Annotated in this window: 17 protein-coding genes, 2 tRNA genes and 3 rRNA genes; 7 read left to right on the top strand and 15 right to left on the bottom strand. The window is 44.7% G+C overall.

Going from position 1 to position 23273, the window contains the following annotated elements:
* Positions 1–146 precede the first annotated feature (146 nt).
* Complete coding sequence (locus AC5JPT_RS08105) at positions 147–1784, top strand: electron transfer flavoprotein-ubiquinone oxidoreductase (RefSeq protein WP_319051073.1); 1638 nt, start codon at positions 147–149, stop codon at positions 1782–1784.
* Between the two features lie 135 nt (positions 1785–1919).
* Here the strand turns inward: AC5JPT_RS08105 and AC5JPT_RS08110 are convergent, their stop codons facing one another.
* Positions 1920–3416 (bottom strand): alanine/glycine:cation symporter family protein, encoded by a 1497-nt coding sequence (locus AC5JPT_RS08110; RefSeq protein ID WP_493857739.1) that lies wholly within the window; start codon positions 3414–3416, stop codon positions 1920–1922.
* Positions 3417–4163: 747 nt separating this feature from the next.
* On the opposite strand from AC5JPT_RS08110, the gene AC5JPT_RS08115 reads away from it, so the two are divergent.
* The 3 genes from AC5JPT_RS08115 (at position 4164) to AC5JPT_RS08125 (ending at position 7006) form a co-directional block, all read left to right on the top strand.
* Positions 4164–4424 carry a DUF4212 domain-containing protein gene (locus tag AC5JPT_RS08115; protein WP_319051064.1) on the top strand — a complete coding sequence of 87 codons (261 nt, stop codon included), beginning with the start codon at positions 4164–4166 and terminating at the stop codon, positions 4422–4424.
* A 3-nt stretch (positions 4425–4427) separates the two neighbouring features.
* Positions 4428–6296, top strand: coding sequence for a sodium:solute symporter family protein (locus AC5JPT_RS08120; RefSeq protein WP_493857740.1), 1869 nt, complete (start codon positions 4428–4430; stop codon positions 6294–6296).
* Positions 6297–6457: 161 nt separating this feature from the next.
* Positions 6458–7006, top strand: a complete 549-nt coding sequence (locus tag AC5JPT_RS08125) for a hypothetical protein (RefSeq protein ID WP_493857741.1) — start codon at positions 6458–6460, stop codon at positions 7004–7006.
* Positions 7007–7066: 60 nt separating this feature from the next.
* On the opposite strand, the gene AC5JPT_RS08130 is transcribed toward AC5JPT_RS08125, so the two are convergent.
* The 13 genes from AC5JPT_RS08130 to AC5JPT_RS08190 all read right to left on the bottom strand — a co-directional run bounded on the left by AC5JPT_RS08130 (position 7067) and on the right by AC5JPT_RS08190 (position 19589).
* On the bottom strand, positions 7067–7669 hold the full coding sequence (locus AC5JPT_RS08130; protein WP_493844193.1) for a rhomboid family intramembrane serine protease: 603 nt from the start codon (positions 7667–7669) through the stop codon (positions 7067–7069).
* A gap of 41 nt (positions 7670–7710) precedes the next feature.
* Positions 7711–8757, bottom strand: coding sequence for a 5'-nucleotidase (locus AC5JPT_RS08135; RefSeq protein ID WP_493857742.1), 1047 nt, complete (start codon positions 8755–8757; stop codon positions 7711–7713).
* Between the two features lie 161 nt (positions 8758–8918).
* Positions 8919–9137, bottom strand: a complete 219-nt coding sequence (locus tag AC5JPT_RS08140; protein ID WP_057761866.1) for a dodecin family protein — start codon at positions 9135–9137, stop codon at positions 8919–8921.
* A gap of 144 nt (positions 9138–9281) precedes the next feature.
* Positions 9282–10571, bottom strand: a complete 1290-nt coding sequence (locus AC5JPT_RS08145) for a TRAP transporter large permease (RefSeq protein ID WP_493844191.1) — start codon at positions 10569–10571, stop codon at positions 9282–9284.
* Positions 10568–11095 carry a TRAP transporter small permease gene (locus tag AC5JPT_RS08150; protein ID WP_493857743.1) on the bottom strand — a complete coding sequence of 176 codons (528 nt, stop codon included), beginning with the start codon at positions 11093–11095 and terminating at the stop codon, positions 10568–10570. The genes AC5JPT_RS08145 and AC5JPT_RS08150 overlap by 4 nt, the downstream gene beginning before the upstream one ends.
* A 17-nt stretch (positions 11096–11112) precedes the next feature.
* Positions 11113–12174, bottom strand: coding sequence for a TRAP transporter substrate-binding protein (locus AC5JPT_RS08155; RefSeq protein ID WP_493857744.1), 1062 nt, complete (start codon positions 12172–12174; stop codon positions 11113–11115).
* A 370-nt stretch (positions 12175–12544) separates the two neighbouring features.
* A complete protein-coding gene (locus AC5JPT_RS08160; RefSeq protein ID WP_493857745.1) occupies positions 12545–12892 on the bottom strand; it encodes a hypothetical protein in 348 nt (115 codons plus the stop codon).
* A 112-nt stretch (positions 12893–13004) separates the two neighbouring features.
* Positions 13005–13118, bottom strand: a 5S ribosomal RNA gene (gene rrf, locus AC5JPT_RS08165).
* A 146-nt stretch (positions 13119–13264) separates the two neighbouring features.
* A 23S ribosomal RNA gene (locus AC5JPT_RS08170) occupies positions 13265–16120 on the bottom strand.
* 351 nt (positions 16121–16471) lie between these two features.
* Positions 16472–16547: transfer RNA gene (locus AC5JPT_RS08175), tRNA-Ala, on the bottom strand.
* Positions 16548–16557: 10 nt separating this feature from the next.
* Positions 16558–16634, bottom strand: a tRNA-Ile gene (locus AC5JPT_RS08180).
* A 73-nt stretch (positions 16635–16707) separates the two neighbouring features.
* A 16S ribosomal RNA gene (locus AC5JPT_RS08185) occupies positions 16708–18246 on the bottom strand.
* Together the 16S, 23S and 5S rRNA genes with 2 tRNA genes alongside form the textbook arrangement of a ribosomal RNA operon.
* 674 nt (positions 18247–18920) lie before the next feature.
* Positions 18921–19589: a DNA glycosylase gene (locus tag AC5JPT_RS08190; RefSeq protein ID WP_493858449.1), complete on the bottom strand. Its 669-nt coding sequence runs from the start codon at positions 19587–19589 to the stop codon at positions 18921–18923.
* Positions 19590–19973: 384 nt separating this feature from the next.
* On the opposite strand from AC5JPT_RS08190, the gene upp reads away from it, so the two are divergent.
* Both upp and AC5JPT_RS08200 read left to right on the top strand, forming a co-directional pair.
* Positions 19974–20633, top strand: a complete 660-nt coding sequence (gene upp, locus AC5JPT_RS08195; RefSeq protein WP_443526642.1) for a uracil phosphoribosyltransferase — start codon at positions 19974–19976, stop codon at positions 20631–20633.
* A 69-nt stretch (positions 20634–20702) separates the two neighbouring features.
* Positions 20703–21455: an SDR family NAD(P)-dependent oxidoreductase gene (locus AC5JPT_RS08200; protein WP_493857746.1), complete on the top strand. Its 753-nt coding sequence runs from the start codon at positions 20703–20705 to the stop codon at positions 21453–21455.
* 27 nt (positions 21456–21482) lie between these two features.
* On the opposite strand, the gene AC5JPT_RS08205 is transcribed toward AC5JPT_RS08200, so the two are convergent.
* A complete protein-coding gene (locus AC5JPT_RS08205; protein WP_493857747.1) occupies positions 21483–22139 on the bottom strand; it encodes a hypothetical protein in 657 nt (218 codons plus the stop codon).
* Between the two features lie 170 nt (positions 22140–22309).
* Here AC5JPT_RS08205 and AC5JPT_RS08210 point away from each other — a divergent pair, with 170 nt between their 5' ends.
* Complete coding sequence (locus AC5JPT_RS08210; RefSeq protein ID WP_493857748.1) at positions 22310–23266, top strand: alpha/beta fold hydrolase; 957 nt, start codon at positions 22310–22312, stop codon at positions 23264–23266.
* The last annotated feature ends 7 nt before the right edge of the window (positions 23267–23273 follow it).

Below are 23273 nucleotides of genomic sequence, written 5' to 3' on the forward strand. Positions count from 1 at the left end.
GTTTAGGAGTAGGTATGCAAGAGCAAGACAATCAAGCGCCAGTCGTTGATGACAACACTGTGAATGCTGATGCACCAGTAGCAACAGAGACAGCAGCTCCAGTTGTAGAGCCTGTGGCAGCGGAACCTGAAATCGAGCGCGAATCAATGGAATTCGACGTTATCATCGTTGGTGGTGGACCTGCAGGTCTGTCTGCTGCTATTCGTTTACGCCAGCTCGCTATCGAAGCAGGTAACGACGAGTTTATGGTGTGTGTGGTCGAAAAAGGCTCAGAGTTTGGTGCTCATACGTTATCTGGTGCAGTCATCGAGCCACGTGCGCTCAATGAGCTGATTCCGGACTGGAAAGAAAAAGGCGCGCCGCTTAATGTGCCGGCGACAGAAGACCGTTTTTATTACTTAAACTCTGCCACACGCTCAACCAAAGTGCCTCACTCGTTGATTCCAGGACCTATGCATAATGATGGCAACTACATCGTGTCATTGGGTAATGTGGTTCGCTGGTTAGCGGTACAAGCAGAAGAGCTTGAAGTCATGATGTTCCCAGGCTTTCCTGCCGATGATATTTTGTACAACGACGATGGCTCGGTACGAGGTGTGTTGACGGGTGACATGGGTGTGGCTGCGAATGGTGAAGCCAAGCCTAGCTTTGAGCCGGGTTACGAGCTTCTTGCCAAATACACTATCTTTGCTGAAGGTAGCCGTGGTCACTTGGGTAAGCGTTTGATTAGCCGTTTTGATCTAGACAAAGACTCTGATGCTCAGCACTATGGTATTGGTCTAAAAGAGCTGTGGGACGTCGACCCTGAGAAGCATGAGCAAGGCGTTGTCATGCACGGTCTTGGCTGGCCATTGACTGAGACTGGCTCAACTGGCGGCTGGTGGTTATACTTTGATGAAAACAATCAAGTAAGTTTTGGTCTTGTGGCTGATTTGTCTTACCACAACCCTTACATGTCTCCCTTTGATGAAATGCAGCGCTTGAAAACACACCCTGTTATCAAGAATGTATTAGAAGGTGGCAAGCGTATCTCTTATGGCGCCCGTGCGTTGACCAAAGGTGGTCTTAACTCACTGCCGAAGTTTACCTTCCCAGGCGGCGTATTGGTGGGTGATGATGCAGGTTTCTTGAACCCAGCAAAAATCAAAGGTACTCATACTTCGATGAAGTCAGGTATGCTCGCAGCCGAAGCGATCTTTGAGGCATTGCAAGCAGATCGTCAGCATGATGAAGTGGTTGCCTATAGCACCATGTACAAAGAGTCTTGGTTATATCAAGACAACTATGAGTCACGCAACTTCTCACCAGCGATGCATCGTATGGGGCAGTTCATGGGCGGTGCTTTTATCTTTATCGAGCACAACTTGCTAAAAGGTAAGATGCCATTAACCATACATGATAACACTCCGGACTATGATCAGTTAGAGCGTGCTAACCACGCTTATCAACCTACTTACCTCAAGCCTGATGGTAAACTGGTATTTGATAAGTTGTCGTCGGTGTTTATCTCTAATACCAACCATGCAGAAGATCAACCAACGCATCTAAAATTGACTGATCCGACGGTACCTGTTTCGATCAACTTACCGTTATATGCTGAGCCTGCACGTCTATACTGCCCAGCGGGTGTATATGAAGTGGTCAAAGATGCTGAAGGTGCTAAGTTTGTCATCAATGCGCAGAACTGTGTACATTGTAAGACTTGTGATATCAAGGATCCTTCACAGAACATCACTTGGGTAACACCAGAAGGTGGCGGTGGTCCAAACTATCCAAACATGTAAATCAGAGTAATTCTGGTTCACGCTGGTGTAGTTAAGATCATTAAAACTGCACTCCAATAAAAACCGCCCTTCTCTTCGTAGGAGAAAGGCGGTTTTTTAATGCTTAGAACAAGCAGTGTTACCAATCAATACTACTCAATCTATCCACGCATCACGGTTGGCTTCATTTTTGAGTTTTACGAAATTATCAGGGTTAAATTTAATCTGATCGCCTGTTTTACCTTCTCTTACCTGACGCTCGTAGTCACGCAAGATTCTCAGCGCTACAGGAGATAGCATTAAAATAGCCACCAAGTTGACTAGTGCCATCAGACCCATAGACAAGTCAGCAAAGTTCCATATAGCAGGTAGACTGGCAACAGCACCAACAAACACCATACCGAGCACTAAAAAGCGAAAAATCATAATCATCACTTTGGCATTTTTCGCACCAGAGATAAACTCAAGATTTGATTCACCATAGCTATAATTGGCAATGATAGAGGTGAATGAGAAGAAGAAAATCGCAATTGCGACGAATATCACACCTAAGTCGCCCACATACTGCGATAGCGCTAGCTGGGTTAGCTGAATACCTTCTTGTTCGACATTGGGATCGACCACGCCAGATAATATGATGATTGATGCTGTTGCGGTACAAATAATAAGCGTATCCATAAACACGCCCAGCATCTGCATAAACCCTTGTACTGCTGGATGATCAGGATGACTCTTTGCTGTTGCCGCAGCATTCGGTGCTGAGCCCATACCTGCCTCGTTAGAGAACAGACCACGTTTGATACCGTTAATCATGGCCTGCGCAATACCATAACCGATCACACCGCCTGCCGCTTGCTCAAAACCAAATGCTGATTTTACAATCAATGCGATTGCTGCTGGGAATTGACTAAAGTTAGTGACGATAATGAATAGTGCTAGCAAAATATACAAGATCGCCATAACGGGTACGATTTTGCCTGCGATACGAGCCACTGAACGTAACCCGCCGAATACCACTGGCGCTACCAATACTACCAATACTAATCCTGTCATCCACGTTGGAATACCAAACGCTTCATTGGTAGCTTGGGCAATGGTATTGGACTGTACGCCGTTGAATGCTAGACCGAAAGCCACCAACAAACACAACGAGAAAAATACCGCAAGCCAGCGCTTGCCCAGACCTTTTTCAATATAGTAAGCAGGTCCACCGCGATACACATTATCATTATGCGGTACTTTATATGCTTGTGCCAAAGTTGATTCGATAAAGCTTGTCGACATACCAACAAGCGCCGTCATCCACATCCAGAACACAGCGCCCGGACCACCTAAATAGATTGCAATCGCCACCCCTGCCAAGTTACCAGTACCTACGCGTGCTGCCAGTGACGTCATTAATGCTTCAAATGAGCTGATACCGCCATCTTTGCGTCCTTGGTTAGATACACGCAGCAGCTTCCACATATGACCAAAGTGCCGAAACTGGATAAATCGTGTAGCAACGGTGAAGTAAAGACCCGCACCTATCAGTAAGAACATTAGTAGCCCGTACCAAGGGTTGCTCGCGATCAACCAATCGTTATTACCCCAAATAATGCCAACACCATAATTGACGATGCTATTAAACCACCCGATTACCCCTTCATTCATGCGGACTCCTTATTCACACTTTATATACTTCATTTAAATTTTGCATTGATACCGTATTTTGATTGATCAAAATCTTAGTCAAACAACTCTGTCATATTGCTCGATACCAAAATGTCCTGTGCATGATATAGATATTCAGTCACGTGCGACCATCACGTTTGGTTATTGGTTCCTTATTTTTATTTTTGAAATAAATAATCTTTGTAAATCATCTTATATAGAATATATTGAGTAATAAATTAAATGCATATACTGGATATTTGTCGTACACTTTCAGTAATGCACTTACTTATCGCTACCTTTTCCAAACTAATTTTTGGCAAAAATGACGTTAGATATGATTTGTTGTTTATAATCATATTTATTTAATCGTGCTAAGATAACCCTACATTCGTTGGTGCTATTTTATAATTTGCAGTTTGCATTTGCACTTAGAGCGTTAAAATTGTTAGAACTCTTGTCAGGAAGACGAGATTAAGAAAAAGACATCGGATAGTCCTACCCTTCTGTCTTCCTCGATAAATCCTATATTTGCTATTTGATAGTTGTATTCAAGGGTTCAATGTCGTGTCCAACACTGTATTTATTTTGCTAAATAATTGCCGATAAATACATATGTGGCGGTGCATCGTCATTGGCACTATATAAGGTAGTTGCAGTCTATTTCTATGACAGTATTTATCATAAAAATAGTTCAAGGCGTTTTATATAGTGGATATTTTTAGGTAAGACAAAAGGAGTTGTCCTATGAAAGGTCATAACGATCCATCTGGATATTGGCGAGCCAATATTCGTCTCATTGCAGGTAGCCTAGTTATCTGGGCGCTATGTTCTTACGGCTTTGCCATCTTGCTACGTCCTCTTTTAGCCGGCATCAAGGTTGGTGGTACTGACTTGGGCTTTTGGTTCGCCCAGCAGGGATCCATCGTGGTGTTTATTATTTTAATTTTCTTCTACGCCTGGCGTATGAATAAGTTAGATAAACAATATGGCGTAGACGAGGAATAGACTATGAGCCAGTATGTCATTAATATTATTTTTGTGGGTCTATCATTCGCTCTATACTTCGGTATTGCGATTTGGGCTCGTGCAGGATCTACCAGTGAGTTTTATGTAGCAGGCGGCGGTGTCCACCCTGTTGTGAACGGTATGGCAACCGCAGCTGACTGGATGAGTGCCGCTTCCTTTATTTCTATGGCAGGTTTGCTTGCTGCTGGTGGTTATGGCGCCTCAACCTATCTGATGGGTTGGACAGGTGGTTATGTACTATTAGCCATGTTACTTGCGCCCTATTTGCGCAAGTTTGGTAAATTTACCGTGCCTGACTTCATTGGCGATCGTTTTTATTCAAAAACAGCTGCCATGATTGCTGTTGTTTGTTTGATTATCGCCTCTACCACGTATGTTATCGGTCAGATGACAGGTGCTGGTGTTGCATTTTCACGTTTCTTAGAAGTCGATAACGACACAGGTCTTATTATCGCGGCCGTCGTTGTTTTCTTTTACGCGGTTCTTGGAGGCATGAAAGGGATTACCTATACGCAGGTTGCGCAGTATGTGGTTCTGATCATTGCTTATACGATTCCTGCTGTCTTTATCTCACTTGAATTAACGGGCAATCCGATTCCAGGTTTGGGCTTGTTTTCAAACCATATTGAATCTGGTGTTCCTATCTTGACCAAGCTTGATCAAGTAGTCACTGATTTGGGCTTCACAGCATATACCGCTGACGTACCTAATAAGCTAAACATGGTGCTATTTACGTTATCACTCATGATTGGTACAGCGGGTCTACCACACGTTATTATTCGATTTTTTACCGTTCCTAAAGTTGCCGATGCTCGCTGGACAGCTGGTTGGACATTGGTATTTATCTCGCTATTGTACTTTACGGCACCTGCCGTTGGGGCAATGGCCCGTCTAAACCTTGTTGATACTATCTACCCACAAGGGGTTGCAGAGCCTGCTATTAACTATGATCAACGTCCTGACTGGATGAGAACATGGGAAGATACTGGTCTAATCAAATATACTGACCTTAACAACGATGGTCGTATTCAGATGTACAACGATAGTGGACTTGGTGCAGCAGAGATTGCACTGACCAACGCACAAACCGAAGGCGGCGATATAGCTGCTGCGACGACTGCTGTCGAAACTGCACGTATCGCCCACGATACAGAAGTTGATGGCCGCTTTGCCGATGCAGGCTGGGCCGGTAACGAGCTGGATGTCAATGCTGATATCTTGGTATTGGCCAATCCAGAAATTGCACAGCTACCACCTTGGGTAGTCGGTCTCATTGCCGCAGGTGGTCTTGCTGCTGCACTATCCACTGCCGCTGGTCTCTTACTTGCTATCTCATCAGCAATCAGTCATGACTTGATCAAGCGAAACCTTAATCCAAACATTACTGATAAGGGAGAGCTACGAGTTGCTCGTATCACTATGGGTGTCGCGATTGTCATTGCGACCTATCTAGGAATGAATCCGCCAGGGTTTGCCGCGCAGGTTGTCGCACTCGCATTTGGTATCGCTGGTGCGTCCCTTTTCCCAGCCTTAATGATGGGTATTTTCTCAAAACGTATTAACAATATTGGCGCCATCGCTGGTATGTTGACAGGTTTGATTAGTATCTTGGTTTATATCTTTGTGTTCAAAGGCTGGTTCTTTATCAGCGGTACTGCCAACTTCCCTGATACTGCAGAGTACTGGCTATTTGGTATCTCACCATTATCATTTGGTGCGGTTGGTGCATTGCTTAACTTTATCGTCGCATTCATTGTCTCTTATGCGACCAAAGCACCACCACTACACATTCAAGATTTGGTTGAGAGTGTTCGTTCACCACGCGGTGCTGGCGGTGCAGTCGATCATTAATTTGACGAATAATGATATGCATTCTGTTACTCTATCTCACTCACTAGCAGTCACTGCCGGTGAGTGATTTTTTATCTGACACCGATTAGAATAATTTTTAGACGGTACTTATACTGTTAAACACACCTGACGACAAGTGCCTAGTGCATTAAGGAATACTTATGCTTTTTGAGTTTATCGCTACCATAACTGCCGCATTCGGTATGGCTGGGGTGGCGTTGATCATAGCGCATCTCAGTAAGCTGTCAGGTAAGCGCGCGCCAAGGTGGCTGGTGCCCTTGTTTGCTGCAATTGGTATTTTTGGATTTCAAATACATCAAGAGTACAACTGGTATGACCAACAAGTGAGTCAATTGCCCAAAGGGGTCAATGTTGTCAAAACTGCCGAAAGTACAGAGTGGTTTCGCCCCTGGTCTTATATTAAGCCGCAAGTCTTGCGCTTTATCGCGGCAGATACTGGCAATGCTAGCGTGCAGGTAGATGACCCAAATATGCATTTGGTCAATTTGTATCTGTTTGAGAGGCGCAGAAGTGTGCAAAAGATCCTACAAGTGATCGACTGTGACACCCCTGCTCGGGCAGACTATGTGATACCGCAGAAAAACAGTAATCTTACGATTGATGAACACGTCAAACAAACTACCGCATGGCGAGAACTGGCTACAGACGACCTTTTATTTATCAGGGTCTGTACTGATGCAAGCGTCTGACTCCATAACGCTGAGTACGACGACGCTGTTTCATTAAGCGCTGATAATAAGTTGCTTCTATTAGCGCCGATCAGTTACTGAATACGTATGTTTAGAGTTAGCCCCCAATAGTAATCCGGCGCATAAACCACCGAAGTGTGCAGCAAACGAGATGCCTTGCTGCGGCATCAATCCTTGCTTGATGGTTAGCCAATAGCCAGCACCCATCACAATACAAGCAATCAGGTAACCCCAGCGCCTAGCAAACACAGCGCCACCTATCATGTAACCGAACATGGCAAAGCACAATCCTGATGCGCCGACATGGATAGAAGACGGTGATCCAATCACCCAAGTGACCAATCCCGAAGCAATGATCAGCTTAATAATTGTCCGATAGGCATTCTTTTCAAATAACCCAAATAAAAATAAAATTTGTAATAATGTCACGGTATTGCCGGTCAAATGTGACAGGTTGCCATGCATGGTCCATGACGCAAATACCCCAATCATACTGCCTACATCCAACGTACGCGGTACAATACCAAAGATATTCCACAGACCAAATAACACCACTTCATTTAGAAAAAACATTCCCCACATCGGTATGAGTACAAAAGCATATAAGCCGATAACTTGTTTTATTCGTGTCACGATCAAGCTGAGCAACTGCTGCCAATCCATATCCCATCCTATGTTTTATATTTTACGCATCTATATGTGCTTTATTGATTTATAGCAAATAACGGGCGTACAGCAGGCTTGAACGACAGCAGTGATGCATCCTTACTGGCGGTTAAGTAACTGTCCCCATGCAGCAACGATGTTGAATGATAGGGAACGAGTGCCGTAGGTATGAAACGACGTGCTGCATCAATATGCTTGATTGAGTCATCAAAGAAAATATGCGGTGCAAACGTTCTGAGCACCGCTGTCTTCTCAAGCCCTCCCAAAAAAAACGCCATATCCACATTGACGCCCCACTCTCGCAAGGTTTTTATGGCACGTAAGTCAGCTGGTGCATTACGAGCTGTCACTAGAGCAATTTTGATTGGAGAATATTTGAGTCCCGCTGGTAGACGCTCTTGTAAATTTGATAGTTTAATCAACAACTCAGCGTAAGGGCCTTTTTCGATTGGTAGATCACGCAGTTGCACCTCACGATCATGAAAGGCTCGCAATCCTTTTTGCTTGTACAGCAGCTCACCTGAATCATCAAACAGCACCGCGTCCCCATCAAAGGCAATACGTAGCTGCTGAGTATCCAATTCATAAGTGTTGACAGGCGTTGCGTCTAGTATGGCACAAGCACAGATATTGGCATCAGCCACCTGCTGGGCATCGTCACGATTGGTGGTCAAAAACAGATCAACATTAAAGTCTTTGATATAGGGCGCTACAGGACTGCCTGAAATAAACGCCGAGCGTGAGATATTGATACCGCGTTCTAAAATTGCATTCAGCACTTGAATGCCTGTATCTGGGCTGCTTTTTGAGACGATAACGACTTCTACTAAAGGCGTTTCCGTTTCTAAATCCTGCTTATCTTCACAATACTTATTCAAGTTTAGCAACGCTTTGATCAATGGATAGCCTGCACCACTGTTTAGCGTATCGTTTTCACGCGCTGTCATATAATCTCGAAACTCTTTTATGGCGCTCTCAGGCCGCTCTTCTAATAACGCTAATAAATAGTTTTCCGACTCTGTTAAATCAAAAAGCGCCGTTGCAGAGATTGCGACAATGAGCGTATTACTAAAATCGACAGCCATAAATATGTGCTTCTATGATAAGTATTGAGAATTAGAGGATTTATTTTACTATATATAAAAGTATGCCGTGTAGCTACTCATGTATATCGTAGTTCTACTAATGACCGTTTTTTGTGCAAAAAAAAGACTGCAATCGCAGTCTTTTTTATCTTTATCAACGTTTAGCTGATATCAGTACCATCATCGATGACAAAGCTTACAATCATAATGACATGATATTTGCTGATTTTTCCATCAGTAACGCCTACTTTTTGCTCTTTTATCCAAGCACCTTCAACATTCTTGACTGTCTTAGAGATTCTTGCGATACCTTGTTGAATAGCATCTTCAAAGCTGGTTTCAGAAGTACTGCTGATCTCGATATTTTTAGCAATAGTCATAATATTTTTCGCATCCATATGATTTTAGAATAATTTTTATAAGACAGAATAATGATAAAAATGTCCATTTGGCTTTCTGTCTCTCAATCATTCTAGCGTTATACCCCGTATACAACAGTGTATCTATGTTACTTTATGTATGACTTACCCCAACAACACCAGCGATATTGCAGGGAATGCCACCAAGATTACCAATCGAATCACGTCAGAGACAATGAATGGAGCCACCCCGCGGAACATATCGGACAACTTAATGTGCGGTGCCATCGCCTTGATCACAAAGATATTCATCCCCATCGGTGGCGTGATCAAACCAAGCTCTACCGTCAATACTGCAATAATGCCAAACCAGACTGGATCAAACCCTAATGCTAATATAATTGGGTACACAACGGGAATAGTGATTACTAGCATTGCTAGCGCATCCATGAACAGTCCTAATAGGAAGTACATGAACAGGATACAGATCAGCACAATCATTGGACTAACAGCCAACCCACCAATCCAAGATGCTAACGAATATGATAAACGCGACACTGAGATAAAATAACCCAATGCCTCTGCACCTAATAGCATAAAGAACACCACGGCAGAGAGCGCTAACGTCTCAATCAATGACTGCTTGAGACCGTCTAAACGCATGCCTTTGGCAAAAGCATAAGCCCAAGAGACAAACGCTCCTACTGCGGCCCCTTCTGTTGGCGTAAATAATCCAAAGAAGATACCGGCAATAATCACAATAAAGATAAAGCTAAAAGGGATTAAGCCCGTCAAAGATAGTAGTTTGGCTTTCCAAGACGTTTTTTCGCCGCGCTGTGCCAAATGCGGTTTCCAGCGTACCATGATCATCACGGTGATAGAGTACATTACCATGCCCAGCATACCCGGTAAAAAACCTGCGATAAACATATCACCAACCGACTGCTGGGTTAAGATGGCATAGACGAGTAACGCAATACTCGGTGGAATCATGATACCTAAAGTACCACCAGCGGCTAAGATACCGCAGGCAAATCCCGGCTGATAACCATACTTCTCCATTTGCGGTAGCGCCACTTTAGTCATAGTAGACGCTGTGGCAAGTGATGAGCCTGAGATAGAGGCAAAGATACCAGACGATCCTATACCTGCAATACCCAGACTACCTCTCACTCCGCCAAATATGGTTCTAGTGGCTTCAAAAAGCTTACCTGCCATACCAGAGTGAGTGGCAAACACGCCCATTAGAATAAACAAGGGAATGGCACTAAAATCATACTTTGCTAAGACATCAACAGGGATGTCTTTGAGCATTTGTAGTGCCCCACTTGGCGCGGTAACCGCACCGAAACCTACTAAGCCCACACCTAACATAGCAAGGGCAACGGGTACGCGTAGGATGACAAGCAGGATCATGACAACTAGGCCAATGGCTCCGATAATCTCTGGACTCATGCGCCTGTCTCCTCGGCGTCAAAGAATTCGCCTGTCTTAAAAATGTTAATGGATTCGATCAATGAGCGAATGGCAAGTAGTAAGCTCAAGAATGCGCTAATCATATAAATAGGCATCATAGACAGTCTTAAGTCTTGGGTAACCTTACCGTATTCGACAGCATCAATGGCACTCTCGTAGAGACCCCATGAGAAGACGACACCGATGACAAAAAAACCCAGCATAAAGATGCCCATGAGGTAGCCTTTGATAGACTGCGGCATCTTTTGGGTAAAAACATCAACGATGATTTGCGAGCGCTCAACGAAAGCGGCAAAGGCGGCAAGCAATGCAAATAGCATGAAGTAAGAAACAATCTCGACGGAGCCTTTGACGGTGAAGCCAAGCTCACCGCCGCTAAGCTTGAAGATATAGCGTGCAGTAACGTCTAGCATGGTGGTCAGCACGATAATAATAAGACTGACCCCGCCGATAAACTGACACAATCTAGAAATTAAGACACTGAGCTTGACTAAAAATGCCATGTGACACCTCCAATGGGTTATACCACTTTACAGGCGGCACTAGCAGCTTTGGCTTTTTCGTAGACACCATTTGCATCTAGACCTAAAGCATTAACATCATTTAAATATTTTTGTGTTCCTTTTTCGAGCGGTCCTTTCCAGTTTGGATCATTCAACGGATCAGGAATATCAACGATCTCATCACCTTTATCTTTGGCTGCTTGCATTGCCATCTGATCATGCTTATCAAAGACTTCACCAACTTTGCTGGCTAGGGCCATGCCTGAGTTTTTGTCTAGGACTTGCTTTAAGTCATCAGGTAAATTGTCATACTTATCTTTGTTCATAGTGACCATGAGGGCTGAGCTGTAAAAAGGAATGTTGGTATGATATTTAGTAATTTCATCAATTTTAAAAGCTGTCACCGCTTCCCAAGGGAAACTCAAACCATCAACGACACCACGCTGTAGAGAGGTGTACATATCATTTGCAGGTAGACCTACAGGGGACGCACCAGCACTTTCGATAATATCACCAGCGACTGCAGAGGGACGACGAATACGCATACCTTTCATATCCTCAGGCGTGCGAATCAGCTTATCTGTGGTATGAAGTGAACCAGGTCCCGCACCATACATAAATAACAGATGTGAGTCTTCATACTCACTAGCAAGAGTACCATCATCATAAAGGGTTTGGAGCATACAGCCCATTTGAGTGGCTGAGTTAGATAGTCCTGGTAGCTCAGTGATCTGAGTTAAAGGAAAACGACCATTGGTATAACCGTGTGCTTGTGAGCCGATATCGATCGTACCTTTAGCAGCGGACTCATAGGTTACATCTGCTTTGGCAAGACCAGCCGACGGATACAACTCTACCTTTAGACGACCATCAGAATCTGTCTCTATTTGCTTAGCCCACGGTTCAAAGACTTCTTTGCTAATAGATGAAGTAGCTGGCCAAAAATGCGAAAAGCGCAAAACAGTAGTTTCTTGAGAAGTCGCTGATGAACCATCAGAGGTATCAGCAGATTGATTGGAGCAGCCGAAAAGACTAATAGTGGCCAAAGCGCCAATTGAAAAGAGAGGAGCTAACTTCATTATCAATTCCTTTTGATAATTATAAGAATGGGAGTAGAACATCACGAGTAAATAATCCGACTCAAACTAAATTGAACTATTTACAAGCCTTTATATATCTTTTACATCCCTGTAAGAAAAGTATAGTCTAAAATTAACAGCTATAATGATATAAGTCAAATCATTTTGATAATATGCTAAATAATGAATTGAACCTTTGGGGCACTACTAGGCACTTATTTATAACTGATACAGCCGAATTAATATCGAGTAGATGAGTCGAATGAAAATAAAAAAAACCCTCAACTCGGCGTCAAGTTGAGGGATTTTCTGTCAGCTAGGAATAAACTAAAAATGGCTAAAGTAAATTACAAATGTAGGCAATGTAAATCTACTGTTCCATATGCCATCTGTCGTCTACCCACACCGCATCAGTATCGTCCACATGCACATGCCACTCTGCATCAGCTACTACGAGACGAATTTCAGTTAAGCAGTGTAGCCAATGGTTTATGCTATACATTAGGACTTCGATATCAATACTAGAGGGTACTTTAGTCGCTCCTGCGAGTATCACATCTGACTCACTATCATCATATGCATAAAGGTCAAAAGATTCTGCCTCTTCTATATACTTGAAGCTTTCATTGTACTTATCGACAATAGAAATGATATCTTCCTGCTCTTTTTCAGTCAAAAGCGTCGCGCGCTCAGCTGTATAATAAATAGCAGTGCCCATAATACATTGCTCCAAGATACGATAGTGATAGTAGATAATAGTATAATATATTTTTGCTAAACAAAGAAAATCCCCTGGCTAGATAACTAGTCAGGGGATATTCAGAATAGAGAGCTGACGATGACCTACTCTCACATGGGCGAACCACACTACCATTGGCGCAACGATGTTTCACTTCTGAGTTCGGGAAGGGATCAGGTGGGGCCATCGCGCTATTGTCGTCAGCAAAGGGGGTTAGATATGAGTCTGTTTTTAGTTTTACTTATTTGACTAAGTATCACGTAACCTAACTGAATCAAGGTTAAAGGTGATATCGAAATGTTCTGTCTGTGACAGATTAATTAGACTTGGTACAAACCACTTGGGTGTTGTATGGTCAAGCCAAACGAGCAATTAGTACAGGTTAGCTACACACATCACTGTGCTTCCACACCCTGCCTATCAACGTCCTAGTCTTGAACGGCTCTTTAGGGAAATCTAATCTTGAGGTGGGCTTCCCGCTTAGATGCTTTCAGCGGTTATCCCATCCGAACGTAGCTACCGGGCAATGCCATTGGCATGACAACCCGAACACCAGTGGTTCGTCCACTCTGGTCCTCTCGTACTAGGAGCAGATCCTCTCAAATTTCCAACGCCCACGGTAGATAGGGACCGAACTGTCTCACGACGTTCTAAACCCAGCTCGCGTACCTCTTTAAATGGCGAACAGCCATACCCTTAGGACCTGCTTCAGCCCTAGGATGAGATGAGCCGACATCGAGGTGCCAAACACCGCCGTCGATATGAACTCTTGGGCGGTATCAGCCTGTTATCCCCAGAGTACCTTTTATCCGTTGAGCGATGGCCCTTCCATACAGAACCACCGGATCACTAAGACCTACTTTCGTACCTGCTCGACTTGTGGGTCTCGCAGTTAAGCGCGCTTTTGCCTTTATACTCTACGACCGATTTCCGACCGGTCTGAGCGCACCTTCGTACTCCTCCGTTACTCTTTAGGAGGAGACCGCCCCAGTCAAACTACCCACCATACATTGTCCTCGGTATTGTTATACCTGAGTTAGAACCCCAACATGACCAGGGTGGTATTTCAAGATTGGCTCCACCAAGACTAGCGTCTCGGCTTCAAAGCCTCCCACCTATCCTGCACAAGTCAGGTCAAAGTTCAATGTAAAGCTGTAGTAAAGGTTCACGGGGTCTTTCCGTCTAGCCGCGGGTACACAGCATCTTCACTGCGATTTCGATTTCACTGAGTCTCTGCTGGAGACAGCGCTGCCATCATTATGTCATTCGTGCAGGTCGGAACTTACCCGACAAGGAATTTCGCTACCTTAGGACCGTTATAGTTACGGCCGCCGTTTACTGGGGCTTCGATCAAGAGCTTCGCTTACGCTAACCCCATCAATTAACCTTCCAGCACCGGGCAGACATCACACCCTATACGTCCACTTTCGTGTTTGCAGAGTGCTGTGTTTTTAATAAACAGTTGCAGCAGCCTGGTATCTGCGACTGCCAACAGCTCAAGGAGCAAGTCCTATCACCATCAACAGCGTACCTTCTCCCGAAGTTACGGTACCATTTTGCCTAGTTCCTTCAGCAGAGTTCTCTCAAGCGCCTTGGTATTCTCTACCTGATCACCTGTGTCGGTTTAGGGTACGATTCGTTTATAACTATTGCTTAGAAGCTTTTCCTGGAAGCATGGTATTTGCCACTTCGTCCTACAAGTAGGACTTGCTATCAGATCTCGGTATAGAATAGCCCGGATTTACCTAAGCTATAAACCTACATCCTTTCACCTGGACAACCAACGCCAGGCTGACATAACCTTCTCCGTCCCTCCATCGCATTATAAACAAGTATCGGAATATTAACCGATTTCCCATCGACTACGCCTTTCGGCCTCGCCTTAGGGGTCGACTCACCCAGCCCCGATTAACGTTGGACTGGAACCCTTGATCTTCCGGCGTGCGAGCTTTTCACTCGCATTATCGTTACTCACGTCAGCATTCGCTCTTGTGATACCTCCAGCATGCTTTACAACACACCTTCACAGGCTTACACAACGCTCCCCTACCACTTGAAAACAAATTCAAATCCGCAGCTTCGGCTCCTAGTTTGAGCCCCGTTACATCTTCCGCGCGGGCCGACTCGACTAGTGAGCTATTACGCTTTCTTTAAAGGATGGCTGCTTCTAAGCCAACCTCCTAGCTGTCTATGCCTTCCCACCTCGTTTCCCACTTAACTAGGAATTTGGGGCCTTAGCTGGCGGTCTGGGTTGTTTCCCTCTCCACAATGGACGTTAGCACCCACTGTGTGTCTCCCGGATATCACTCATCGGTATTCGGAGTTTGCATCGGTTTGGTAAGTCGGTATGACCCCCTAGCCGAAACAGTGCTCTACCCCCAATGGTGTTCGTCCGAGGCGCTACCTAAATAGCTTTCGGGGAGAACCAGCTATCACCGAGTTTGATTAGCCTTTCACCCCTATCCACAAGTCATCCCCTGGCTTTTCAACGACAGTGGGTTCGGTCCTCCGGTGCCTGTTACGGCACTTTCAACCTGCTCATGGATAGATCACTCGGTTTCGGGTCTATGCCCTGCAACTAATCGCCCTATTAAGACTCGGTTTCCCTACGGCTCCCCTAAACGGTTAACCTTGCTACAGAACATAAGTCGCTGACCCATTATACAAAAGGTACGCGGTCACCTAACAAGTAGGCTCCCACTGCTTGTACGCACACGGTTTCAGGTTCTATTTCACTCCCCTCACAGGGGTTCTTTTCGCCTTTCCCTCACGGTACTGGTTCACTATCGGTCAGTCAGGAGTATTTAGCCTTGGAGGATGGTCCCCCCATCTTCAAACAGGATTTCTCGTGCCCCGCTCTACTTAATATGTTAATGCTAATGTTTCGAATACAGGACTATCACCTACTACGGTCAGCTTTCCCACGCTGTTCTTCTACATTAGTACTAATCGGCTTCTCCCCGTTCGCTCGCCGCTACTAGGGGAATCTCAATTGATGTCTATTCCTAAGGGTACTGAGATGTTTCACTTCCCCTCGTTCGCTTCCTAATAAATTAGGATACCTACCTTATGGTAAGTGGGTTTCCCCATTCAGAAATCTCCGGATCACAGGATATTGCCGCCTCCCCGAAGCTTATCGCAGGCTGTCACGTCTTTCATCGCCTCTGACTGCCAAGGCATCCACCATGTGCGCTTCATTACTTGACCATACAACCCCAAGTAGTCTCTCGACTTCTAAGTCGTCATACAATCTAATTATGATAACGATATCACCTATGTTTATACGCTTGATTCAGTTCTCTTTACTTTTTTAATAACTCACCCCTGGGATAACAACTGATGTCGTTAAGAGGTGAGTTATTAAGGTTAAGAAGTGCGCGTGAACACGCTCTTCCTAACCCAGACTCATATCTATGTTTTTAAATAGTCTCTATGCTCTCGTCGAGTCACAGATTCTGTATAAAACAGAAAGAAGTAATCGTGTCTTTATTCAAGATGAATCACTTGTTTCTATTTGATACCTATTTTTATTTAGCACTCTAAGCTTAACTAAAGTAGTGGTGGAGCCAAACGGAGTCGAACCGTTGACCTCCTGCGTGCAAGGCAGGCGCTCTACCAACTGAGCTATGGCCCCATTATATAAATGGTGGGTCTAAGTGGACTCGAACCACTGACCCCCGCGTTATCAACACGGTGCTCTAACCAGCTGAGCTACAGACCCTAATACGTCCTAAAACGTAAGCTTAAACTAAAGAACAACTTGTTGTGAATTCTTGCTGACCGAATGCCATCTATAAGGAGGTGATCCAGCCGCAGGTTCCCCTACGGCTACCTTGTTACGACTTCACCCCAGTCATCAACCACACCGTGGTGAACGCTCCCCCGAAGGTTAAGCTATCCACTTCTGGTGCAATCAACTCCCATGGTGTGACGGGCGGTGTGTACAAGGCCCGGGAACGTATTCACCGCGGCATTCTGATCCGCGATTACTAGCGATTCCTACTTCATGGAGTCGAGTTGCAGACTCCAATCTGGACTACGATAGGCTTTTTGAGATTCGCATCACATCGCTGTGTAGCTGCCCTCTGTACCTACCATTGTAGCACGTGTGTAGCCCTGGTCGTAAGGGCCATGATGACTTGACGTCGTCCCCGCCTTCCTCCAGTTTGTCACTGGCAGTATCCTTAGAGTTCCCGGCTTAACCCGCTGGTAACTAAGGACAAGGGTTGCGCTCGTTGCGGGACTTAACCCAACATCTCACGACACGAGCTGACGACAGCCATGCAGCACCTGTATTCTAATTCCCGAAGGCACTCCCGCATCTCTGCAGGATTCTAGATATGTCAAGACCAGGTAAGGTTCTTCGCGTTGCATCGAATTAAACCACATGCTCCACCGCTTGTGCGGGCCCCCGTCAATTCATTTGAGTTTTAACCTTGCGGCCGTACTCCCCAGGCGGTCTACTTATTGCGTTAGCTGCGTCACTAAGTCCTCAAGGGACCCAACGACTAGTAGACATCGTTTACGGCGTGGACTACCAGGGTATCTAATCCTGTTTGCTACCCACGCTTTCGAGCCTCAGTGTCAGTATGATGCCAGGAAGCTGCCTTCGCCATCGGTATTCCTTCAGATCTCTACGCATTTCACCGCTACACCTGAAATTCTACTTCCCTCTCACCTACTCTAGCCTAACAGTTTCAGATGCAGTTCCCAGGTTAAGCCCGGGGATTTCACATCTGACTTATCAAGCCACCTACGCTCGCTTTACGCCCAGTAATTCCGATTAACGCTTGCACCCTCTGTATTACCGCGGCTGCTGGCACAGAGTTAGCCGGTGCTTATTCTGCAGCTAATGTCATCGTCTCCGGGTATTAACCGAAGAGTCTTCTTCACTGCTTAAAGTGCTTTACAACCAAAAGGCCTTCTTCACACACGCGGCATGGCTGGATCAGGGTTTCCCCCATTGTCCAATATTCCCCACTGCTGCCTCCCGTAGGAGTCCGGGCCGTGTCTCAGTCCCGGTGTGGCTGATCATCCTCTCAGACCAGCTACAGATCGTCGCCATGGTAGGCCTTTACCCCACCATCTAGCTAATCCGACTTAGGCTCATCTAATAGCGAGAGCAACAAGTTGCCCCCTTTCTCCCGTAGGACGTATGCGGTATTAATACGAGTTTCCCCGTGCTATCCCCCACTACTAGGTAGATTCCTAAGTATTACTCACCCGTCCGCCGCTCGACGCCTGGTAGCAAGCTACCATCGTTTCCGCTCGACTTGCATGTGTTAAGCCTGCCGCCAGCGTTCAATCTGAGCCATGATCAAACTCTTCAGTTTAATCTTGCTATGAAGCTCTTTAAAGAAGCTTCTAAACTTGGCTCATCTAATCTGGCAAAATCGCTAAAAATTATGTTCGTAATGAATTAACTTTGAGTTTTTCTGCTGTCTTAAATGATAATTTTTATAGTTAATAATCTTCCCGAAAAGAAAAGATAGTCAACTTTATTTTTTAGCATTCTGAATCAGCAAAAATCCACACAAGTTGTTCTTTAGTTATGCTTTTAAATAGTCTCAATCACTGTCGTCCAGTCATCGATATATAGGGTATTTCTTTTGCCATCTAGCCAATCCGTCTCCGGTTAAGCTATCTAGCGAGCCGACTATCTTATCATAATGATTTGATTTGTCAAGACTTTTTATAATTTCGTTTCACCAGGTTAACTGCGTTATTAATATGTAATTCACATATCAGTCACCGCTAGTCCGTCCGATGAGGGCGTATTATAGAGAGTTTAATCACTGTGTCAACCAATTTTATACATGTTTTTAAACTTATTTTACAGCTGTCGAAAATACTAAATAGTTTCAATAGCTTATAAGTTGGTCGATTGGTGGGTATGGTAGAGGAATAGGTACGTGCTTCCCTTTTAGTAAGAATATTCTGCTTTAACAGATATAGATCCTTTACTATTTTTTAGATTTTCCCGTCTATTAGTACAACCTTACTTACCTTATAACTTGTCCATTTTTTCGAAAAACGCTCTATACGCAGCAACTTTCTTATCCAGCGATAACGGATAAGCACGTGAAGTCGACGGTAACCTATGTAAGGTTAGATTGTTTACATCAGCTTTCTGATTATCTGTACTCTGCCACTCGTAAGGATAATTGATACTTTGGTTGGTTTTGGGGTGCTTTGACTTGGCAAGTGGTTCATCCAATAGTTCGATCAGCACTTCGGTTGCCTTACCTCCCGTCGTGAACAACGTTTTTACCTTTGGTACTTGTGGCAAAATACTATCTAAATCAACGGGGGTGACTACCGTTAGGTCTTTATCCGACGCGTTACCTGTCTCACGAATGGCTTGCTTTACTGTGGGACATGAAGCGATACCTCGCTCAAACATAAAGTCACGGATACGTTCAGGATCAAATCGCTTCTCATCGCCTACTCTAAAATAATCAGCATCATCAAAGAATACTCGACCATATATGCGCCACATGTCATTATAAAAGTTAGGGTAATGAAAACTCATTGCCCATTTGTCAGCAGTCGGCGGAAAAGTACCCATCATCATGATAGTAGCGTTTGATGGCAACACAGGCTCGAAAGGATGAGTTTCAATTTCTGTAGCTCTATTTTTAGGAGATGTAAGCGTTGTCTCTGTATTTTGGGTCATTGATGTTTTTATAGTCATGATATTCTTCATCAGAAAAGCGGTTTTTTTGGTATCATAGCAGGTCTAAACACTACCTCACTTGTCATTACAATTATAGTCAACCTAAGTTCGTTTGATTGGTTAACTTAAATAGCAAAATATCGATCTGCTTAGCCTAAATCGTTTAGGCTTTGACGGTAACTGTGAACGTGAATATTGTTATCGTCCTCCGCAGTCACTGCTGTGAGGCAGTAAACGTATTTGATAAGCATGATTGTGAGAGCTCTAACCTTACTATCTATATGCTAGATATATGGTTAAAGTGCGGTAAGTGTTTGTATCTTTTATACTAATAGCAACCGCAGTAACTGCGCAAGCATCAGACAAGAAACCAAGAGAGATTCTATGAGTGACTTAAACAACGATTTGAACATTACGGTAATCGATCATCCATTAGTCCGTCATAAACTCAGTCTCATGCGTGAAAAAGACTGTAGCACTTATAAGTTTCGCACATTGACCAAGGAGCTTGCGCGCTTGATGGCGTATGAAGCAAGTCGCGATTTTGAGATTGAGACGTTTCCAATGCAAGGCTGGTGCGGCGAGATCACTGGTGAGCAAATCATCGGTAAGACAGCGACTATCGTACCTATTTTGCGCGCAGGTATTGGCATGCTTGACGGCGTGCTCGATCTAATTCCTACTGCTAAAATTTCTGTTGTCGGCCTACAACGTGATGAAGAAACGCTACAGCCAGTACCGTTTTTTGAAAAATTCGTCAGTCATATGGACAAGCGTCCTGCGCTAATCATTGACCCAATGCTAGCCACAGGTGGCTCAATGGTTGCGACCATCGAGATGCTCAAGAAAAATGGCTGTACCAATATCAAAGCATTGGTACTCGTGGCTGCTCCTGAAGGCGTACGCTTGGTGAATGAAGCGCATCCTGACGTGACCATTTATACCGCTGCGCTAGACAGTCATTTGGATGAGCATGGTTATATCATTCCAGGTTTGGGTGATGCGGGCGACAAGATTTTTGGTAAGCAGTTATCTAATAAATAGTACCGAAACAGACAAAGCCGTCGTTAGGGTTATAGCAAAAGTAGACAGCATCTATAATAAGGACAGATAATGAACGTATTGATTACAGGGGCAAGCGCAGGGTTTGGCAAAGCGCTAGCAGAGCGTTTGGTTGCAAATGGTCATCGCGTGATTGGTTGTGCGAGACGCCTTGATAAACTGAATGCTTTAGCAGACACCCTAGGCGATGCGTTTTTGCCTGTGGTGATGGATGTCAGTAAAACGGACGCTATCCCGCAAATCCTTGCTGTTCTGCCTGATAATTTTACGCAAATCGATGTGCTCGTAAATAATGCAGGATTAGCACTCGGTACAGAGCCTGCACACAAAGCCAGTCTCGATGACTGGATGCGCATGAATGATACCAATGTCAAAGGTTTGATGGCGCTGACTCATGCTGTCTTGCCAGCGATGGTTGCGCGCGATAGTGGATATGTCATTAATGTGGGTTCAATCGCAGGTAACTGGCCTTATTTTGGTGGCAATGTCTATGGCGCGACCAAAGCGTTTGTCAAACAATTCAGCCTAAACTTACGTGCCGATTTGCTTGGTACGCAAGTGCGTGTGACCAATCTTGAGCCAGGAGTGGTTGCGGGTACTGAGTTTTCAAACGTGCGCTATCACGGTGATGATGACAAAGCGGCAAAGGTCTATGATGGTTTTAAGACCATGACGGGTGAGGATATTGGCGATATTTTGCTGTGGTTGATTGAGTCACCTGCGCATATTAATGTCAATCGCTTAGAAGTCATGCCAGTGGCCCAAACCTACAATGGCTTAACCGTTGCCAAGCAAGACAGTTAAGACAGGTCTAGCTCCTCGATATACTTATTAGCGTAACTCATACGACCGAAGCAATATAGAGCCCTCTATATTGCTTTTTTTTATGTCTTCAATCGTTATCTCATTGACCAGACGCAGGTCCTGAAAGTCCATAATCAACACTTCATTGCGCAGCCGCTCGCTCGTACGTTTGTTGTGACGTATCGCAAACCCCAATACTTGCTTACCCGTGATGGTAATTTGGTTAATCACGACTCTTGATGCATTGGTGACTGATGTCTTAGATGATTTCTGAGCATTGACGATCGCAGTGGCTGGATTGACAGTAGTGGTAAGCAGTTTGGTCTGTCGCACACTTTTTGGCATATCTCCTGCAAAAAAAAGCACCTGTGTGAGCGGCAAATACTGCGTATGGCGCATTAGCTCCTGACGGAACAACGAAGGCATATCTATATTGAAACTATCTTCTGTTTGTTGATAAAACGCGGTAAAGTTGCGATGCAGGTACCGTCCAAATACCGTGGTATTGATCCATTCTTGATAAATATCGTTCGCCAGTAGCTGCTTGGTAAAGGCGCTGGCATCAACCGTGACCTCGTTATTTAACATCGACAATAAAAGTGCTTGTGGACTGGTAAAGGTCTGCTGCTCCCAGACTTGTGGATACAAGCTACTATCCAATAATGATAATATCGATTTGCCCATACCCTTCTACCCTTGTCAGTTATTGCTACTGCTTTTACCACCCGCCAAATTTTGTGCTATGGTCAGATGACTGTTTAATATAACAGTCTTTTATCAGCGGTAAAGCCCATTTTGTAGCGACCTGTCTCAACAAATCAACAGGTGGCTTCATAACCCAAAGTGATCCCTCTATGAAAAAAAACCTTAGCGCCTTGGCTGCTCCTTATCAGTTACAGACGATCACTATCAAATCAGCGGATGGTATAGCGCTACCCGTATCGGTTATTGGACACGGCAAACCCGTCATGATGCTGCATGCTTATGGTATGGATGCACGAGAGTTTTTACCTTTTATACTGCCACTGATCGGTAAATACGAATTTTATCTGCCACATTTTCGGGGGTTTGGTGCCTCACAAAATATCGAGCTGACGCCGTTTGATTTTATCAATCAGTACGCTGAAGATATTGATGACATCATTGAGCATGTCTGCATAAACCGTAACGTAGAATCACTGCCCGTTGCTGCGATTTCGATGGGGGCGTTGGTGATGTGGTCTTATTTTACCCACTTTGGCACATCTCGCATCAGCCGCTATTTGAACATCGATCAAAGCCCTGTGATTCACAATCAACCAGATTGGCAAGGTGGATTGTTTGGTGATCGGCAAACAGAGATGTTTGCAGTTTTCCAAGAAATTATTGATATGACGCTACCGTATGCGCAAGTCGAATGCTTTACGCATTTGCCTTTTTCTCTTAAACGCCGTGTGACAGACATTGAAAAATTATTTTCTTTACTCTCTGTCAGCCGCCCGCGCTCAAAAGCCATCGTGCAAGCGCTCACTCATCAAAACGATCATAAACTGGCATTTTATAATCACCAAACATGGAAACACAAAATGCGCTGCCTGCAAGCCTATCTCGCCATACCTTATGATTTTCGGGCAGGTATAGAGAACGTCACCATCCCAGTAGTCAGTCTCATTGGTGGTCGATCAACGCTCTATAACCCTAGATGGCAGCAAAGAATCACCCAAATGCTGCCCAATGCTCGCGAGATCGTACTGTCCCACTCAGGTCATGCCGTGCCACTAGATGCACCTATAGCCTTCTATAAAGTACTAAAAAAATTTCTACAAGAGTAACTAAGAT

Source organism: Psychrobacter sp. H26 (assembly GCF_059073035.1).

Bases quoted from the DNA above. Each gene is read 5' to 3' on its own strand.
- AC5JPT_RS08130 (WP_493844193.1), bottom strand. From the start codon at position 7,669: ATGGATTGGCAGCAGTTGCTCAGCTTGATCGTGACACGAATAAAACAA.
- AC5JPT_RS08115 (WP_319051064.1), top strand. From the start codon at position 4,164: ATGAAAGGTCATAACGATCCATCTGGATATTGGCGAGCCAATATTCGT.
- AC5JPT_RS08110 (WP_493857739.1), bottom strand. From the start codon at position 3,416: ATGAATGAAGGGGTAATCGGGTGGTTTAATAGCATCGTCAATTATGGT.
- AC5JPT_RS08205 (WP_493857747.1), bottom strand. From the start codon at position 22,139: ATGGGCAAATCGATATTATCATTATTGGATAGTAGCTTGTATCCACAA.
- AC5JPT_RS08140 (WP_057761866.1), bottom strand. From the start codon at position 9,137: ATGACTATTGCTAAAAATATCGAGATCAGCAGTACTTCTGAAACCAGC.
- AC5JPT_RS08190 (WP_493858449.1), bottom strand. From the start codon at position 19,589: ATGACCCAAAATACAGAGACAACGCTTACATCTCCTAAAAATAGAGCT.
- AC5JPT_RS08145 (WP_493844191.1), bottom strand. From the start codon at position 10,571: ATGAGTCCAGAGATTATCGGAGCCATTGGCCTAGTTGTCATGATCCTG.
- upp (WP_443526642.1), top strand. From the start codon at position 19,974: ATGAGTGACTTAAACAACGATTTGAACATTACGGTAATCGATCATCCA.
- AC5JPT_RS08125 (WP_493857741.1), top strand. From the start codon at position 6,458: ATGCTTTTTGAGTTTATCGCTACCATAACTGCCGCATTCGGTATGGCT.
- AC5JPT_RS08155 (WP_493857744.1), bottom strand. From the start codon at position 12,174: ATGAAGTTAGCTCCTCTCTTTTCAATTGGCGCTTTGGCCACTATTAGT.
- AC5JPT_RS08200 (WP_493857746.1), top strand. From the start codon at position 20,703: ATGAACGTATTGATTACAGGGGCAAGCGCAGGGTTTGGCAAAGCGCTA.
- AC5JPT_RS08120 (WP_493857740.1), top strand. From the start codon at position 4,428: ATGAGCCAGTATGTCATTAATATTATTTTTGTGGGTCTATCATTCGCT.
- AC5JPT_RS08105 (WP_319051073.1), top strand. From the start codon at position 147: ATGGAATTCGACGTTATCATCGTTGGTGGTGGACCTGCAGGTCTGTCT.
- AC5JPT_RS08135 (WP_493857742.1), bottom strand. From the start codon at position 8,757: ATGGCTGTCGATTTTAGTAATACGCTCATTGTCGCAATCTCTGCAACG.
- AC5JPT_RS08160 (WP_493857745.1), bottom strand. From the start codon at position 12,892: ATGGGCACTGCTATTTATTATACAGCTGAGCGCGCGACGCTTTTGACT.
- AC5JPT_RS08150 (WP_493857743.1), bottom strand. From the start codon at position 11,095: ATGGCATTTTTAGTCAAGCTCAGTGTCTTAATTTCTAGATTGTGTCAG.
- AC5JPT_RS08210 (WP_493857748.1), top strand. From the start codon at position 22,310: ATGAAAAAAAACCTTAGCGCCTTGGCTGCTCCTTATCAGTTACAGACG.